The sequence below is a fragment of the Corynebacterium limaceinasi genome, from assembly GCF_046717465.1.
Classification (GTDB): domain Bacteria; phylum Actinomycetota; class Actinomycetes; order Mycobacteriales; family Mycobacteriaceae; genus Corynebacterium.
Window position 1 is genome coordinate 1,044,060 of the sequence record NZ_CP177100.1, and the last position, 16,210, is coordinate 1,060,269.

At 58.2% G+C, this 16,210-nt stretch carries 13 protein-coding genes and 2 pseudogenes; 9 read left to right on the forward strand and 6 right to left on the reverse strand.

Features of this window, described 5'->3' with window-relative positions; genetic code table 11:
* Positions 1-27 precede the first annotated feature (27 nt).
* Positions 28-594, reverse strand: coding sequence for an HNH endonuclease family protein (locus ACLI1Q_RS05190; protein ID WP_255716798.1), 567 nt, complete (start codon positions 592-594; stop codon positions 28-30).
* Positions 595-628: 34 nt separating this feature from the next.
* Positions 629-2,200 (reverse strand): sodium/proline symporter PutP, encoded by a 1,572-nt coding sequence (putP, locus tag ACLI1Q_RS05195; protein WP_239267824.1) that lies wholly within the window; start codon positions 2,198-2,200, stop codon positions 629-631.
* Between the two features lie 168 nt (positions 2,201-2,368).
* Here putP and ACLI1Q_RS05200 point away from each other — a divergent pair, with 168 nt between their 5' ends.
* The 7 genes from ACLI1Q_RS05200 (at position 2,369) to ACLI1Q_RS05230 (ending at position 11,028) form a co-directional block, all read left to right on the forward strand.
* Positions 2,369-5,398 carry a DEAD/DEAH box helicase gene (locus tag ACLI1Q_RS05200; protein ID WP_349819901.1) on the forward strand — a complete coding sequence of 1,010 codons (3,030 nt, stop codon included), beginning with the start codon at positions 2,369-2,371 and terminating at the stop codon, positions 5,396-5,398.
* Between the two features lie 4 nt (positions 5,399-5,402).
* Entirely contained in the window at positions 5,403-6,224 is an 822-nt protein-coding gene (locus ACLI1Q_RS05205) for an SWIM zinc finger family protein (protein WP_411697123.1), read from the forward strand.
* 2 nt (positions 6,225-6,226) lie between these two features.
* Positions 6,227-7,342, forward strand: a complete 1,116-nt coding sequence (locus tag ACLI1Q_RS05210) for an exonuclease SbcCD subunit D (protein ID WP_239267818.1) — start codon at positions 6,227-6,229, stop codon at positions 7,340-7,342.
* Positions 7,343-7,347: 5 nt separating this feature from the next.
* Entirely contained in the window at positions 7,348-9,933 is a 2,586-nt protein-coding gene (locus ACLI1Q_RS05215) for an AAA family ATPase (protein WP_239267816.1), read from the forward strand.
* Positions 9,934-9,938: 5 nt separating this feature from the next.
* Positions 9,939-10,445: a MarR family winged helix-turn-helix transcriptional regulator gene (locus tag ACLI1Q_RS05220; RefSeq protein WP_239267814.1), complete on the forward strand. Its 507-nt coding sequence runs from the start codon at positions 9,939-9,941 to the stop codon at positions 10,443-10,445.
* Positions 10,432-10,752, forward strand: coding sequence for a molecular chaperone GrpE (locus tag ACLI1Q_RS05225; RefSeq protein ID WP_239267812.1), 321 nt, complete (start codon positions 10,432-10,434; stop codon positions 10,750-10,752). The genes ACLI1Q_RS05220 and ACLI1Q_RS05225 overlap by 14 nt, the downstream gene beginning before the upstream one ends.
* Positions 10,753-10,824: 72 nt before the next feature.
* Positions 10,825-11,028 carry a hypothetical protein gene (locus ACLI1Q_RS05230; RefSeq protein ID WP_023017763.1) on the forward strand — a complete coding sequence of 68 codons (204 nt, stop codon included), beginning with the start codon at positions 10,825-10,827 and terminating at the stop codon, positions 11,026-11,028.
* A gap of 56 nt (positions 11,029-11,084) precedes the next feature.
* On the opposite strand, the gene ACLI1Q_RS05235 is transcribed toward ACLI1Q_RS05230, so the two are convergent.
* On the reverse strand, positions 11,085-12,254 hold the full coding sequence (locus tag ACLI1Q_RS05235) for an ABC transporter permease (protein ID WP_239267810.1): 1,170 nt from the start codon (positions 12,252-12,254) through the stop codon (positions 11,085-11,087).
* A 3-nt stretch (positions 12,255-12,257) separates the two neighbouring features.
* A complete protein-coding gene (locus tag ACLI1Q_RS05240) occupies positions 12,258-13,157 on the reverse strand; it encodes an ABC transporter ATP-binding protein (protein ID WP_239267808.1) in 900 nt (299 codons plus the stop codon).
* A 197-nt stretch (positions 13,158-13,354) separates the two neighbouring features.
* Here ACLI1Q_RS05240 and ACLI1Q_RS05245 point away from each other — a divergent pair, with 197 nt between their 5' ends.
* Entirely contained in the window at positions 13,355-13,804 is a 450-nt protein-coding gene (locus tag ACLI1Q_RS05245) for a Panacea domain-containing protein (protein WP_239267806.1), read from the forward strand.
* A 279-nt stretch (positions 13,805-14,083) separates the two neighbouring features.
* Here the strand turns inward: ACLI1Q_RS05245 and ACLI1Q_RS05250 are convergent.
* Positions 14,084-14,731 (reverse strand): annotated as a pseudogene (locus ACLI1Q_RS05250) (ATP-binding protein); the annotation flags it as partial.
* A 69-nt stretch (positions 14,732-14,800) separates the two neighbouring features.
* Between ACLI1Q_RS05250 and ACLI1Q_RS05255 the strand changes: the two are divergent.
* Positions 14,801-16,018, forward strand: a pseudogene (locus ACLI1Q_RS05255) (IS3 family transposase).
* On the opposite strand, the gene ACLI1Q_RS05260 reads toward ACLI1Q_RS05255, so the two are convergent.
* The gene (locus ACLI1Q_RS05260; protein WP_284849815.1) at positions 16,015-16,209 is read right to left on the reverse strand and encodes a hypothetical protein; all 195 of its coding nucleotides are present in this window, start codon (positions 16,207-16,209) and stop codon (positions 16,015-16,017) included. The pseudogene ACLI1Q_RS05255 and the gene ACLI1Q_RS05260 sit on opposite strands and share 4 nt — an antisense overlap.
* Position 16,210 lies beyond the last annotated feature (1 nt).

The window sequence follows — 16,210 nt, forward strand, 5'->3', positions numbered from 1 at the left end:
CCTTGTTCACCCTAATCAATTTCCCTGCTAGAAATCGAACCGACATTGCCTTCTCATTGCACGGACGTCCGCGCGGGACAAGGGCAGCTCGTACTTCCGCGCGATCTCTGCGAGGCGCCGCGAGTAATCGCAGCGGTTGGCAGGCGGCAACCATTCGGAAGGAAGGGAATCGGACTTTTCTTGATTGAGCTTCCGGCTGGTGGCCACCAAGTTGAGAGGATCGTTGGCAAAACGCCTCTTGGTGTCTTGGTCCCATTCTGCGGCACCCATGTCAAAGGCGGCAGAAAGAGGGAAGATGTGGTCGACCTCAATGGGGGAGGTGGCTGAAATCGTCTCGCCCGCGTAGGGGTCATAGATCGTGCCGGATTGTGGCCGGCAGTCAGCGAAGGCCTCGCTGGCTTGGTTCTCCATGATGGCCTCCCGCGTAGTGCATGCGCCGTTGGGCTGCCAGCCGCCGAACTCGTCGCGGTCGTAGCCTTGCAATTCCGTGCGAGCTGGCACGGTGGAGACATCAAAACGCGGAAAAGGCCACGCATACCATGCGATAACGAGAGCGGTTATGCATGATAGCGCGGCCAGGTAATAGGACTTCATGTCCTATTGGACTCCGCGAGGTGCGGGAAGGTTCCTACTTGTTATCGGAAACCTTTTCTGCTGCTTCCTCGAAGTCCAGGGAGTCGTCCTTTTCAACGAGCTTGGCAAGCTTCTCGGCTTCCTCGAACTCGTCCAAGACCTCCTGGTCTGGCTGCTTGGTAGCCAAGGTGACCAGAACGGTGACGATGAGTGCGGAGAAGAAGCCCGGAACCATCTCGTAGAGGGAATCGCCGAGCGGGGACATGCCCCAGCCGATGGCGACGACTGCACCGGTGACCATACCGGCGATTGCACCGGTTGCGTTGAGGCGCTTCCAGTACAGAGCCAGGATGACCAGCGGACCGAATGCGGAACCGAAACCAGCCCATGCGAAGCCGACCAGGCCAAGAATGGAGTCGGACGGGTTGATAGCCAGGAGTGCGGCGATAACCGCGATGACCACAACGGCGGTACGGGACAGGTTAATCAGGATGCGCTCGTCAGGCTTGCGCTTTGCGATGATGAGGTAGAGGTCCTCAATCAGGGAAGAGGAAACCACGAGCATCTGGGAGGACATGGTGGACATGATCGCTGCCAAGACTGCGGTCAAGATGAAACCAGCAGGCAATGGGTGCATCATGGCCTGAGCCATATCCAAGAAGATGGTCTCGAAGTTCTCTTGGTCAGTAATGGTTTCACCGAACTGGGTGAAGTACACAGTACCGGTCAGCGCAACGAAGATAGCGCCGATGACGGAAAGGCCCATCCAGGTGATGCCGTAGAAACGGCCCTGCTTGGCGTCAGAAGGCTTACGCAGCGCCATGAAGCGCACGATGATGTGCGGCTGACCAAAGTAGCCAAGACCCCAAGCGGCGTTACCAACGATAACACCAGCGGAAACGCCAGCGAAGAGAGAGAAGTAGTTATCGTTTGGCTCTAGTGCGCCGTCGGTAGCGTAGTTGTTTTCGGTAGCGAAGGAGAAGATCGCGCCGGCATCGTCAAGAGCGAAAAGCGCCATGATTGGCACGATCAGCAGGGCGACGAACATGAGCATGCCCTGCATAGCATCGGTGTAGGACACTGCCAAGAAGCCACCGATGAAGGTGTAGAAAATGGTCACTGCGGCGATGACCAACATACCGGTGATGTAGTCGCCACCGAAGGTGGACTCGAAGTAACGACCACCGGAGACCATGCCGGAAGAGACGTAGAAGGTAAAGAAGAAGATAATGATAACTGCGGAGATAATACGCAGCAGGCGCGACTTATCGCGCAGACGGTTCTCGAAGAAGGAGGGGACCGTAATGGAATCGCCCGCAACCTCCGAGTACGCGCGCAGACGCGGCGCAATCCACTTCCAGTTTGCCCATGCACCGATAAGGAGGCCGATAGGCATCCACAGCTCGGAAAAACCGGAAAGGAAGAGCGCGCCAGGCAGACCCATGAGCAGCCAGCCGGACATATCAGATGCACCGGCGGAGAGAGCAGCTACGAATGGGTGCAGGCCACGGCCGCCCAAAACATAATCGTCGTATTCGTCGGTTTGTTTGTAGCTCCAGTAGCCAATGGCTGCCATTACGAGGAAATAGACAATCATCGCAATGACGTACCAAGTTGATTCTTGCACGTTTCACTCCTTGTAGTGATTTGTCGGACATTCTTACGTTAACGGTGACTTAAGGTTCAACCAAGCTAAAATCCAGCTGTGGCATAGATCTCTGGTGATATTTTTCACCGTTTAACTGCGTAAAGACGTGAATATAACGAGCTTGTAACAAAACTTTGCCGGGCTGCTATGCTGGCGGCTATGGCTTCTTACCTTGTGCATGGCCTTTGGCTGCCGGTCTCGGGGCTTGGTCTATGGATTGAGCAGGTAGAAGGGCACAAGATTGTTATGCCTTCGGCCGTGCCAGAAGGGACGTTTCCGCAGGCTATTGATGCCATCTTGGCTAAGAAATCATTCCGGAACCGGGCGCGAGTATCACTACGGACGCCAAAGGGTAAGGACGTCTCGCTCATGGTGCCCATGGCCATGTTTGCCCCGGAAGAAGCGGTAGAAGCCCTAGCCCAGCTGGAATACCTGGATCATCATCCACCGGCATCAATTGCGCCGGATCTGCACTGGCTCATTCACGCATATAGCGGCCTGAGCAAGTTTGTCCGCGCGGGCAGGGTGACGTTCCGGCTGGCCTACCAGGCCAACGAGTGGTTCCCCATGTGGCAGTTGGCCTCAGGTTTGGGCGAGCGCGGTTGGCTCGCAGAGATGATGGCCGCGGCACCCGGGATTCTCCATATAAATAATAGAGCCCTTTCAGATGACCTAGCGGATGAACTGACGCATTGGATTGCCAACCGGGAATTGCAGCCGCTGCTCAATGAACCCCGGTCAATGCCGTGGCACGACTTCGCCCGTGCACTACTGACGACGTCGCCCATTCGCCGCGGCCGCGCGCAACTACTGCGCGCGCTCAATGAATGGAAAAATTCCATTTACCAGGTGGAACTCCAACTCGTCTACATCGTGGAGGAGCCTGAAGAACAGGACCCCGAGGATGCAGCGTGGCCGATTCGGGTGCGGGTGCGCTCGGGAACGGATTCGCCGCGGCCGGTGTTGGCGGAGGAGCTGGATCGGGCGAGCATCGAGAAGCTGCGCGAAAACCACCGCAAGGCCCTGCACGCGGCGCCGAGCCTGGGCCAGAGCACGCAAATGCCCCAGCCAGGCGACGGCGATTGGGACGTCTACCTGGACACGGAACAGCTCACGCAGTTTATTGCGCACGAGGTACCCGAGCTGAAGAGGCGGGGCATTACCGTCATGCTGCCCAAATCGTGGGCGCAGATGGATACGAAGGCCAAGCTAGAAACCCGCGAGGCACGGGATCCGGCAGAGGCCGCGACAAAGAAGCACATCGGTATGAACCAGCTGGTGGACTATAACTGGCGCATGTCCGTGGGCGATGTGGAACTTACCGAATCCGAGATGAATGAGCTGGTCAATTCCAAGTCCGGGCTCATTCAGCTGCGCGGCAAGTGGGTCATGGCCGATACCCAGGTCGTGTCCAAGGTTTCTTTTTATATGGAGGAGCTGGCGGATAAGTCCCGCGAGCGCGCCAAGAAGGAGCTCGAGCAGCTGGCGGCCTCGGCGGAGATGGCCAAGAAGCTAGGTGAGCCGGGCTGGCAGCAGCTCATGGCAGAGGTCGAGCGTCGCCGAGCAGAGTTCAACGAGAAGAGCGAGCACCAGGTCACGGTGGCGGAGCTGCGGGAGCTGGCGCTCGAGTCGATGGCTCAGGAGCCCATCGAATTTACTGGCAGCACGTGGCATACCGCGTTGCTCGGCGGCATGGATACGGTTGCGCCGAAGCGCGTGGACATTCCGGAGGCCGTCCACGCGGAGCTGCGCGAGTATCAGCGCACTGGCGTGGACTGGCTGTATTGGATGTCGCGCAATAATATTGGTGCCGTGCTTGCCGATGACATGGGGCTCGGCAAAACACTCCAACTACTGTCCCTTTTGGCGGTGGAGAAGGAACGCGGTGAACAGACCGGGCCTACCTTGGTCGTCGCACCCACCTCCGTGGTGGGCAACTGGGCTCGCGAGGCCCGTCGCTTCGTGCCGGATTTCGAGGTCATGGTGCAACACGGCGCGGGACGGCCGAGCGGGGAGAAGTTCCTCGAGGCCGCAGGAAAAGCAGATCTCGTCATTACTACCTATGGCACCGTGAGCCGGGATTTCAACCTCTTGGGTGAGGTGTCCTGGCAGCGGGTGGTCCTTGATGAAGCGCAGGCCATTAAGAACTCGGCCACGCGTTCCTCCAAGGCGGTGCGATCGCTGCCGTCTGAACACCGCGTGGCGCTGACCGGTACGCCGGTAGAAAACCGCCTGTCCGAGATGCGGTCCATCTTGGACTTTTGCAACCCAGGCATTTTGGGCACGGCGTCCTTTTTCCGCAATCATTTTGCCAAGGCCATCGAGCGCAATAATGATGAGGAGATGTCCGAGCGCCTGCGCGCGCTGACCGCACCTCTTATCCTGCGCCGCGTCAAGACCGATCCCAATATCATCGATGACCTGCCGGAAAAGTCCGAGCAGATTCTTACGGTATCCATGACTACAGAGCAGGCGGCTTTGTATAAGGCGCTGGTCAATGAGGTGAAGAAGAGCTTGGAGGATGCTGCGGGCATCAGCAAGCGCGGGATCGTCTTGGCCTCCCTGACGCGCATTAAGCAGATCTGCAATCACCCGGCGCATTATTTGGGAGACGATTCGCCGGTGGTTATCAAGGGCAAGCACCGCTCGGGCAAGGTGAAGGAGCTGATGCGGATTGTCGATGCCGCCACCGAATCCGGCGAGCGCCTGCTGATCTTTACCCAGTACAAGGCCTTCGGTGATATCTTGCAGCCCTACCTGAGCGGGCAACTGGGCCACGAGATTCCCTTCCTGCACGGCGGGGTGACCAAGAATAAGCGCGACCAGATGGTGGAGGACTTCCAGGCCGATGATGGCCCACAGGCGATGATCCTTTCGCTCAAGGCAGGCGGCACGGGCCTGAACCTAACCGCGGCGTCCATCGTGGTGCACATGGACCGCTGGTGGAACCCCGCGGTGGAAAACCAGGCCACGGACCGCGCCTTTCGCATTGGTCAGCGCCGCAACGTGCAGGTGTATAAGATGATTACGGCTGGCACGTTGGAAGAATCCATCCAAGACATCTTGGATGGCAAGACGCAGCTGGCTGGCGCCGTCGTCGGCGAAGGCGAGGGCTGGCTCACGGAACTGGAGCCGGACCAGCTGGCAGAGCTCATGAGTTACCGGGGAAAGGAGTAAGCGGATGGCCGTTAAGGGCGATGACAATGTCATCTACGTGAACTTTGGTACCCGCAAGCGCGTGAGTACCCCGGACGAGGTCAACCATGTCGACCGCAGCGGGCGGCTGCTGTCCAAGACCGCCGCCCGGATTTCGTCCTTTACCAGCTATGATGCGGACCGGGGGCGGATTAGCCGCGGGCGCCAGTACGCCGAAGGCGGTCACGTCGTTGGTTTGGAGATCCGCAATGGTGCCATCCATGGGCGCGTGGCTGGTTCCCAAAACGAGCCTTTTTCCATACTCATTCAGCTGCCGTACCGCGATAATGACGATATTGCGGCACTCGCCGGCCAATTCGCGCGCACCCCTAATTCCGTAGCGAATGCGCGCAAGGGCCTGTTATCTGAGGAAGCGCTGGATACGCTTTTTGCCAGCGAGGCCGAAGAACTGCGTCTATCCTGCACGTGCCCGGATTCCGCCTATACCTGCAAGCACATTGTGGCGGTGGGAGATAGGCTCGCCACCCGCGCGGATGCGGATCCAGCCGTGATTTTCAATATGCGCGGGCTGGATTTTGCGCGTTTGGAAAAGGCCGTCATGGAGCAATCGCAGCAGATCTCCCGTGAAAGCTTTGGCGCCAGCGATTTATCCGCGGAAGAAAAGAACGACGTGTTCTGGAATGGCCGCGAGATGCCTAAGCTGCCGCACCCCAAGGTGGCCCCAGCATTGGAAGATTCCGATCCTGACCTCTTGCGCAAGGCCCTTCGAGCCGTATCGCATACCAATATTGATCTCTTGCGCGCCGTGTCCGATATTGAAGACCTCTACTACCACTTAACGCACTGATTATGACTGCAACGACCTTTATCCACACGTCCGACTTCCAGCTGGGAATGACCCGCTGGTTCTTAAAGGGGGAGGCGCAAGGTCGTTTCAACGATGACCGCGAGTCCGCCATCATGCACCTAGGCCAGCTCGCGGAGGAGGTTGGCGCGCAGTTCATCGTCGTTGCGGGCGATGTATTTGAACACAATGCGCTCTCCCGGGAAATCTTGGCGCGTGCCACCGAGATGTTTAAGCGCTTGCCCGTGCCTGTATATGTGCTGCCGGGAAACCACGATCCGCTGGTCGCGGACTCGGTATTTTATCGTACCAGCGCAGATAATGTGCACGTCATCGCGGATTCAGAGCCCATCGAGGTGGGCAAGGGCGTGGAATTGGTGGGCGCGCCGTACCTGTCTAAGCGCGCCAACCACGATTTGGTGCGCCAGGCGTTGGAGCCGCTTGAACCCACGGAAGGAATCCGAATTGCCGTGGGCCATGGCCAGGTGGATTCGCGCTCTAGCGGGGGAGATGCCGATACCATCGACCTGGAATTCGTAGAGCAGTGCTTGGAGCGCGGGGTGATCGATTACTTGGCGCTGGGCGATACCCACTCGACGGCCAGCCTGGGAAAGACCGGCCGCGTCTGGTTCTCTGGCAGCCCGGAGACTACGGACTTTAAGGAATGTTCCACCGGTGGCGGCGAGGCCGATTCCGGGAATGCGCTGGTGGTAAGGATTGAGGGGGAGGACATAGACATCGATAAGCGCAGCATCGGGCGCTGGACTTTTGAAGCCCTCGATGCCTCCGTCAATTCCACCGAGGACGTCGAGCGCTTCCTGCGCAGCCTGGAGGAGTACCCGGATAAGGTGCGCACGGCGATTAAATACAGCCTGCAGGGGACCCTCGGTATTGCGGCGCACGCCCGGCTGCAGCGCGGGCTGGATGAGTTGGAGGCGGTCTTCGCCTCGCTGCGCCCGCGCGAGCGGACCATGTACCTGTTCTTGGAACCGAGCGAAGACGAACTAGCCAACCTGGATATTTCCGGCTATGCCGCCGACGCCCTGCAGGAGCTGCTGGATAACCGCGAGGATCCGGTGGCCCGCGACGCCGCCAACCTGCTATTTCGCCTGGAAGGATAAACCACATGCGCATCCACAGCTTAGAGATTAAAAATGTTCGCGGCATCGAGCACCTGGTTTTAGATGACCTTCCAGAAACCGGGGTGGTGGTCATCCACGGCGAGAACGAGGCCGGTAAGTCCACCATCGTGGAGGCCCTCGATGTGGTGCTGACGGAAAAACACACATGGACGAAAGCTACAAAGGACTTGCAGCCGGTAGGCAAGGACGTTTCACCGGAGGTCATCGCGGATATATCAGTGGGGGAGTACCGCTTTCGCATTGCCAAGCGCTGGCTGAAGAAGAAGTACAGTGAATTGGCCATCTCGTCCCCGCGCCACGCGCAGTATACCGGCCGCCAGGCCGATGATGAGCTGGATCAGATCTTAAGCGAGAACCTGGACCGCCAGCTTCTCGATGTCCTCTTTATGCGCCAGGATGACTCCAATGACGCCATCTCCGCAGCGGGCATTCCCACGTTGACGCAGGCCCTCGAGCAGGAGTCCGGCTTGGCTGAAGACGAGGTATCCGGCGACGACTCCCAACTTTTGGGCAAGGTAGATAGGGAATATAAGCGCTACTACGGAGCAAGGTGGGGCAAACCGGCTGGCGAATACAAGAAGGCCCAGGAGACCTTGGAGCGTGCCGAGCAAGAGCTGGAGGAAGCAACCGCTGCGGTGCGCGGGCTCGATTCCGTGGTGGAGCGCTACGAGCACCTGGAACACCAGCAAGAAGAGGCGGAAGCGCAGCTTCCCGCTGCCCGCAAGGATCTCGCAGAGAAACAGTCCGCCGCGGACGAGGCCGTGAAGGCCCAGCACCAGGTGGATGCACACAAGGCCGAGCTCACCCGCGCCAAGGAGGATTTCCAACGCGCGAAGGATGCGCAAACCCAGCGCCGGGAGATGGCAGAGGCGCTCGAGGCCGCTGGCACGGCGCAGGCGAGCGCCTCGGATAAGCTCGCGGCCGCCCGCGAGAAGGCCGCAGAGGAAAACGAGAAGAAAGAAGCGGTGGAAAAGAAACTGTCCACCGCGAAGGAGGACTACGCCACCGCGCGCGCAACGCTCAAACAGGCGCGGGCGTATCAGGACAAGGAGACCTTTAAGCGCCTGGATAAACGCCTGCTCAAGGTAGAAGAATTGGTACGTGGCGTGGAGAAGGCCCAAACGGAGATAGCCCAGCGCGGGCGCGAGATGACCGCCGCGGATGTCGAGGAACTCCGCAAGGCGGATGCCGATCTGTCGCTGGCCAAGCGCCTGCACGATGCCACCGCCGCTAAGGTGGAATTTTCCGGGCCTGAGGGCGCGGAGATTGGGGTGGATGGGACGCAGGTGGACATCGGCAAGCAGCCCGCAATTGAGCTTGTCGATGGCCGCGAGATCACCATCGGCGATATCACCGCCCGCTTCGTGGCTGGCGCGTACTCTTCCGATAAGACCCAGCGCGAGGTGGATCAGGCCGAGGCGCGTTTGCAGGAGCTTTTCGATGCCACCGGCGTGGAATCCATCGCCGCCGCAGAGAACCTGCACGAGGCGCACAGCGAGCAGAATGCCGCCTTGGATGTGGCAACGCGCAAGCTCGAAAGCGAGTTGGGGCCGGATGATTTAGGTGAACTGCGCGCCCAACACGCGGCGCTCAAGGAGAAGGTCGCCGGCCTCGATGATGCCCCTGCCAAGGATTTATCCGCTGCGGAGGAGGCGGAGGAAGAGGCGCGCGAGCTTGTCGATGCCCTCGACCGCGAGCTTATTCCCTTCCGCGATAGCCGCATCGCCCACGACGTGGTGCGCTTAGAAGCCGAGCTTGAGGCCGCCAACGAGAAGGCCGAGCGCGCCGAGCGCGAGCTGGCCGAAGCGCGGGAGAAAACTTCCGATGCCGGCTTGGCAGAAGAAGCGGAGCGGTTGGGTGCGCTGGTGACCCGGCTGCAGGAACAGCTATCTGAGATGGAGGCCGTGGACCTGGCCACCGCTCAGAGCTTGGTGGAGGGTGCGCAATCGCACCTAGAGTACCTGCAGAACCAGGTGCAAGATACCAAGGTGGAGCTGGGCAAGCTGTCGAGTGAAATTAATTATCACTCCGGCGCGGCAGAGCGCGAGCAGCAGGCGCAAGCGGAAGCAGAAATGGCGCAGGCGGTGCTAGAAAGCGTGGAAAAGCGCGCGCTGGCGGCACGCTACCTGCGCGAGTTGCTGCTCAAGCACCGCGATGCCGCGCGCCAGCGCTATGCCGAGCCCTTCGTGGCGGCGCTCGCCCAGCTGGCCCGCACTATTTACGGCGGGGATATCAGCTTTGAATTGGCGGACGATCTCTCTGTTACCGCGCGCACCCGCGATAATGAAACGGTGGCCATGACCAGCCTGTCTGGCGGCGCGCGCGAGCAGCTGGCCATCCTTACCCGCTTTGCCATCGCGCGCTTGGTGGCGGGGGAGGAAACCGTGCCGGTCATCGTCGATGATGCGCTAGGCTCCACCGACGCCCACCGCCTGCAACTCATGTCCACCTTGTTCTCACAGGTGGGCCGCGAGAACCAGGTTTTGGTCTTTACCTGCATGCCGCAGCGCTATTCGCGGGTGCTCGGGCGCAGCGAGCGCGACATCGCCATGCTGAAGGGGGTAATCTAGTCCTTATGTCTGAACAAACCCGCTGGTTAAACGATGATGAACAGGAGCTATGGCGCCTATTATTGGCTGCGACCCGCAAGATAGATAGGGGCATGGACGAGACCCTTAAGGCGGGCGGGGAGATTTCCGTCTCGGAATTCGCGGTCTTGGCATCCCTTTCGGAAGCCCCAGATCAGCACCTGCGCCTGCGCGACCTGTGCACGGAACTGGCCTGGGATCGCTCGCGCGCCTCCCACCAGGTCACGCGCATGGAAAAGCGCGGGCTCTTGGTCAAGGAAAAGACCACCGATGATGGCCGCGGGGTCAACGTGCACATCACGGAGGCTGGGCTCCACCACCTCGAGCGCGCGGCCCCCGAGCACGTGGAATCCGTCCGGCGGTTGGTCTTCGACCACCTCCACGAGGATGACGTTCCCGCGCTCAAGCGCTTTTTCCATGGGGTATTGCAGGTCAATAATATCCCCGGCTATTCGGGATTCGTCCCGGATTCTTTATTGAATGGAGGAAAATAATACCGCCATGATGGGCCAAGAACTTTTCGAGTACCCGAAAAAGCAGCATAAAACGTATGGCTTGACGGCCTTGGGTGAGCTGGGCCAGCGTATTGGCGATCCAGAGGCTTTTGCTGAGGACCGTGCCGATGCCGATCAGCTTGCTGCGATGGAGGAAGCCCTGGAAACCTATCCCGATTCCGCGGTGACCTTTGATGAGGATGCCAATGCCTGGATCGTGGGCGCGGAAGAGGATATCGAGAAAATGTTCGCGGACCGCGAGGCATTCCTCGAGGCTTTATTAAATGATGAAGATCCGGGGATCTAATGCCACCGCGGAGACCATAAACTGTTAAGATACTTTTAGTTAATCTTCGGTGAAGTGAGAGGTTTTATCATTATGAACGAGCGCGAGGCTCAAGAACAACGCGAGGCAGCGGCCCGCCAGCAATCCGAGGGCTGGGTTTCCGTTTTTGTCCAGTGGATTCCCTGCATGCTGCTGTCCGTAGTGCTGCTCGGCGCCATGTTCTTTGGCATGTACTACATCGAGCACGGCACCCTGGATATCACCCAGCCGATCACCAACGAATTCATCGTTGAGTAATTCGGCGCAATAGAAAAATCCGGCCTCCCTTGGAAAGTGGGAGGCCGGATTTATTTTTATTTCTTGAGCACCTGGCGCCAGGTCATCTTCTTGCCGTTATTCAAGATGGCACGGCGGTAGATGCGCGCGACAACGATGAGGATCAGCGCGGTAACTACAGCGAGGACCGCATAGCTTCCCGCCAAGCCTAGCCAGCTCATATTGCCGCCAGCAACTTGGAGGGGAGCGACCAACATGGAGACCGGCGGCACCCAGCCCATGACCTGCATCCAGGTGGCATCCAAGTTGGTCCAGCCAAACATGGGGACATACATGGTGGCAAAGACGATGAGCAGGATGGGCATCTGCGTCGATTGCAGATCCTCGGTGCGCTGCACCATGGAGCCGGCTGCGGCATAGAGGCTGCCGAAGAATAAGAGACCGAGGATTTCCCCGACGAGCAGGGCAGCGATTAGACCATAGTCGAGCTGGATTTCGCTTGCTGCGCCAGTAAATGCCAGGGAAGCCACGCCGCCGGCCAAGATGAGGAAGGTGCCGAGCAGCCCGATGATGGTATTGCCAATGACCTTGCCTGCCAAGAAATCCACCGGGCGCACCGTGGAAAGGATTATTTCGACCACGCGCGAAGACTTCTCTTCGGTAACGCGGCCGCCGATGAGCCCTGCGAAGGTCATGATGGAAAAGACCACCACGATGGCGGCGATAAGGACGATGGCAACATTGCCCATCTGTTCTTCGGAGGCCTCATCTGTTTCCAGATCTACCGCGGTCACCTTGGTCGATGGGGTGGCGTCGGCAAGGTCTTGGGCATCAATATTCAGCGTATCTAGTGCCTCTGCCTGCGCCTGCGCCGCGACCACTTGATTGACCGTGGTGGAGATCGTGGTGGAGACGGTGCCGTTGGCCAAAAGCTCCCACCCCTCGTCGTCGGCGGGCACGAGGGCGGCGTCGACGTCGCCGTCATCGATAAGCTGCACCGCGCTATCCCGGTCATCTGCGGCCTGCGTCTCCAGTCCGGAATCAGCGAATGCGTCTGCCTCCAGGCCCACCACGGCGACGGAATCTGGTTCATCGTCACCACCGGACAGCAAGTCAATGATGATAGGGGTGGCGATGGCACCAATGATAAGCAGCAGCATCATGATGACAACGGATTTGGTCTTAAGGGCAACCGCCATCTCGCGCTTGGCGACGGTCCCTATGGTCTTCATTGCCGAATACTGCATGGGCTAGGCCTCCTCGGTGGTGGTGCTGGTGACGACGTCTTGGAATAGCTCGGTAAGGTCTGGGACCTTGAGGCCGAAGGAGTGGACGGGGCCAGCGGCCATGGCAGCGCGCAAGATGGCTTGGTCATCGGTGCCGTCATCGGCTTCGAGCACTACGCCCTGGTCCGTTTCCTCTACTAGGTGGGTGCCCTCCGGATACCAACCGCGGGCAGGGGTTTCCACCGCATAGCGCGAGGCCCCTTGGGTGCGCAGCTCATCTACCGTGCCCTCTGCCACCATGCGGCCTTGCGTGACGATGCCCACGTGGTCGCACAGGCGCTGCACCAAGTCCAGTTGGTGGGAGGAAAAGATGACCGGCACCCCGCGGGCGGCGCGCTCGCGCAGCATGTCAGACATGACATTGACGGCGACGGGGTCCAAGCCGGAAAAGGGCTCATCCAGAATCAACATATCCGGATCGTGAATGAGGGACGCGGCCAGCTGCACGCGCTGCTGGTTGCCCAAGGATAAATCATCCAGCTTGTCGTCCTGGCGCTCACCCAGCCCCAACTGTTCCAGTAGCTCCGTGCCGGATTTCTGGGCGGCCTGCTTGCTCATGCCATGCAGGGTGCCCAGAAACGTCAGCTGGCTAAGCAGCGGTTCCTTGCCGTAGAGTCCACGCTCTTCGGGCATATAGCCAATGCGGCGGCGATTATCGTCATTAATGGGGGAGCCATCGAAATAAACCTCGCCGGAGTCTTTCGCGAGCACGCCCAGCGCGATGCGCATGGTGGTGGACTTGCCCGCGCCATTGGAACCGACGAAACCGAAGATCTCGCCCTCCTGCACGTTAAAGGTCATATCCTGCAGCGCGCGAACACTGCCAAAAGATTTATTGAGATGGTCGATTTCTAAGGTGGGCAAGGGGTCTCCTCCATGTCGCGCCTATACTGCATAACTGTCGTGGTTCTAAGTACCTTAGTATTTCATAAGCCTAATAGTTTGACAATGGAATCCATCGAAAGCCAGGTTGCATGGGTCAAGCCCCTGCTGAGTAGGTAGGAATAGAAAGTGCTATCTAGGTGCTGTAACGTTAAGAACATGCAGGAAGGGGGTGCACAATGAAGCAATTCACTGCCCGCCAAATCGCAGAATGGCTCGTAGCTTGGGCTGAAGAAACCGAAGAAGCCGAGCTGACACCACTGAAACTTCAAAAGCTCCTCTACTATGCAAAGGGGTTTTACATGCCAGCCTCCGGAGGGGTTCCTCTCTTCAATGAACGGATGGAAGCATGGGCCCACGGACCTGTCGTTGTAGACATCTACCACGAGCTTAAAAAGTACGGTAAGAGCCCCATCGACCCCGATACGTTTATTTCTGATGACTTCAACTGGGACGATTACCGGCCTGTGGAAGATACCTTGATTGAAGTATGGAATAAGTACGGGCCCTATTCCGCATGGGCTTTACGTAATAAAACCCACACGGAGTCGCCTTGGAAGAAAAACTTCGTTGAAGAAGAACGGGGGCTCGAGGTTTCTGATGCAGACCTCAAAGAGTACTTCGACTAGATATGGGAAAGAAAAGTAAGAGACGTAGCACTCGGCCTGCCTCAAAGAGCCAAAGTGGTGCCGATACAAGCGTCTTGAGTGCCGTAAGAGCAGCATCAAACGAATACCCACTCCTGTCCACTAGGTTTTTGCAGAGCGGATGGGGGTTCGGGCAAATGACCGATAGAATGCGCAGAGAATTCCTCGACAAATGGTGACGCGGGCTTGTTTTAGGGACCGGTAAGGCGGTACCAGGTACCGGGGTGGCGGTAGCCGCCCGGTAGCCGGTTTTACCCCCGCTTATCGTTTGGACCGTTGACGTTGCTTGAGCTGTTTGCTAAGTGTTCCCCTTTCTTCTTGGAAGTCGTCACGGGTGCGCATGTCTTCACCGATGAGGGTGAGTTTGCTGCCGTTGTTTGCAAGTCGGGATAGGACAGCGTCGGCGATCGCGTTTTCACTAAAGACGCTGTACCAGTATTCCGGCTCGTGCTGGCTGACGATGACGGTTGAGGAATGCTCCCGCTTGACCAGGAGGTTGAATACCTGGGCTAAGGCGAAGGCAGATACGTCCGTGGCCAGGAAGTCGTCGATGACCAACACAGCCGGCTTTGTCAGTTCCTCAAGGAGGGCTTTGCGCTCATAGGCAGCGTCGGCTGTGGCGTCGAACTCGTCGGCTAAGTCGGCGAGTCTAAAGTAGCGTGCGGTTAGTTTATGCCGGCACGCAGCCACGGCTAGGCCTTGGGCGAGGAAGCTTTTGCCGGTGCCGGTAGCTCCCACGATGGTTAGATCTCTGCCGTAGGTAATCCAGTCGCAGGTAGCTAACCGCTCAATACGGTCTGGAGTGATCCCTCGGTTGCTGTGTGCTTCAAAGCGTTCCAAAGCCGCAAGCGCGTTGGGTAGCTTGGCGGCTTTGACGAGTTTTTCGATTACTTTCGAATCACGTGCAGCTACCTGAGCTGAGGTTACCCTCGTTTAGTGGACACCCGATTAGTGCGGATCTTGTGTCCGTAAGAGAGGATGTTCATTGTGAGTCAACAACGCCAGAAATACACACCTGAGTATCGACGCGAAGCCGCGAACCTGGTAATCGAATCGCAGCGCCCAATTGCTCATGTAGCGAAAGAAATTGGTGTCGCACCTGGTCTTTTAGGCCGATGGGTAAAAAATGAGCGTCAACGCCTAAGGATCTTCCGATGGATTAAGCGAGGCTGATCTTCGTGCGGAGAATGCTCGTCTGCGTCGTGAGCTGGCAGAAGCCAAGATGGATAATGAGTTTTTGTCAAAAGCGACAGCCTTCTTCGCCGCAAAGCAACGCGAAGAGAAAAGTTCGAATTAATGCAGCAGGAGAAGGCTAACTACAGCATCAAGCGCATGGCACGCTTGTTGAAGGTATCTCGGTCTGGATACTACAAATGGACCCATATACAGCAGCAACGCTTAACCGGTAAGGATGATCGTGCATCATTTTACGATGATGTTGATCGCAAGATTCATCAGATTTGGAAAGACTCCGATGAGGTCTATGGTGCTCCGCGGATCACCGCAGAGCTAGGTGAGCGCTACCAGATCAGTGTGAATCGCAAGACTGTGGCCAAGCGGATGCGTCTGATGGGCATTGAAGGGATTTCACCGCGTGCTTTTGTGCCGGTGACAACGATTCAATCTAAGCGTAAATCTGCTCTTCCTGACCTGGTAAAGCGCATGTTTGATACCGGCGAGCTCAATCGAGTATGGATGTCGGACATTACCTACCTGCGCACCGGCGAGGGCTGGTTGTACTTATGCGCAGTTCGCGACGGTCATTCCCGCAGGGTACTGGGCTGGGCTATGGATAGCGTGCAAGATACATACCTGGTCGAACGAGCGCTGCGGATGGCACATACACTGCGTAGTGATGTTCCTGAGGGGCTGGTGTTTCACGCTGACCGGGGAACACAATTTACCAGCGAGCAGCTCTGGGACGTGTGCCGCAACCTAGGGGTTGCTCAGTCGGTAGGGCGCACTGGGGTGTGTTTCGATAACGCGATGGCCGAGTCGTTCTGGTCGACGCTTAAGACCGAGTTCTACGACCGGAAACGCTGGGCAACCCGCGATACTGCGCGTCAGGCTGTGGCTTACTGGATTGAAGTAGTCTACAACCGTCGGCGCCGGCACTCCGCCCTTGGGATGGTCCGCCCTGTCGATTTCGAAAATCACATCACCCAAACCAGAAACGAAGAAAAAATCGCTGCCTAACCGCTAGGTAGCTCTACTACGTGTCCACGATTTGCGGGCAACCCCAGAGCATCGAGAGCTTCTTTGATCTTGTCTTCAAAGGAGTCCAAGTCACGACTGGGATCGTTGACGATCTCCTGCAGCGTCGTGGCAAACACACGCATCCCGCGAAGAGAACCGAGCAGTTCGAAGTCTTCATCGGTAAGAGCCATG

Bases quoted from the DNA above. Each gene is read 5' to 3' on its own strand.
- ACLI1Q_RS05190 (WP_255716798.1), bottom strand. From the start codon at position 594: ATGAAGTCCTATTACCTGGCCGCGCTATCATGCATAACCGCTCTCGTT.
- ACLI1Q_RS05200 (WP_349819901.1), top strand. From the start codon at position 2,369: ATGCTGGCGGCTATGGCTTCTTACCTTGTGCATGGCCTTTGGCTGCCG.
- ACLI1Q_RS05205 (WP_411697123.1), top strand. From the start codon at position 5,403: ATGGCCGTTAAGGGCGATGACAATGTCATCTACGTGAACTTTGGTACC.
- ACLI1Q_RS05210 (WP_239267818.1), top strand. From the start codon at position 6,227: ATGACTGCAACGACCTTTATCCACACGTCCGACTTCCAGCTGGGAATG.
- ACLI1Q_RS05215 (WP_239267816.1), top strand. From the start codon at position 7,348: ATGCGCATCCACAGCTTAGAGATTAAAAATGTTCGCGGCATCGAGCAC.
- ACLI1Q_RS05220 (WP_239267814.1), top strand. From the start codon at position 9,939: ATGTCTGAACAAACCCGCTGGTTAAACGATGATGAACAGGAGCTATGG.
- ACLI1Q_RS05225 (WP_239267812.1), top strand. From the start codon at position 10,432: ATGGAGGAAAATAATACCGCCATGATGGGCCAAGAACTTTTCGAGTAC.
- ACLI1Q_RS05230 (WP_023017763.1), top strand. From the start codon at position 10,825: ATGAACGAGCGCGAGGCTCAAGAACAACGCGAGGCAGCGGCCCGCCAG.
- ACLI1Q_RS05235 (WP_239267810.1), bottom strand. From the start codon at position 12,254: ATGCAGTATTCGGCAATGAAGACCATAGGGACCGTCGCCAAGCGCGAG.
- ACLI1Q_RS05245 (WP_239267806.1), top strand. From the start codon at position 13,355: ATGAAGCAATTCACTGCCCGCCAAATCGCAGAATGGCTCGTAGCTTGG.
- ACLI1Q_RS05260 (WP_284849815.1), bottom strand. From the start codon at position 16,209: ATGGCTCTTACCGATGAAGACTTCGAACTGCTCGGTTCTCTTCGCGGG.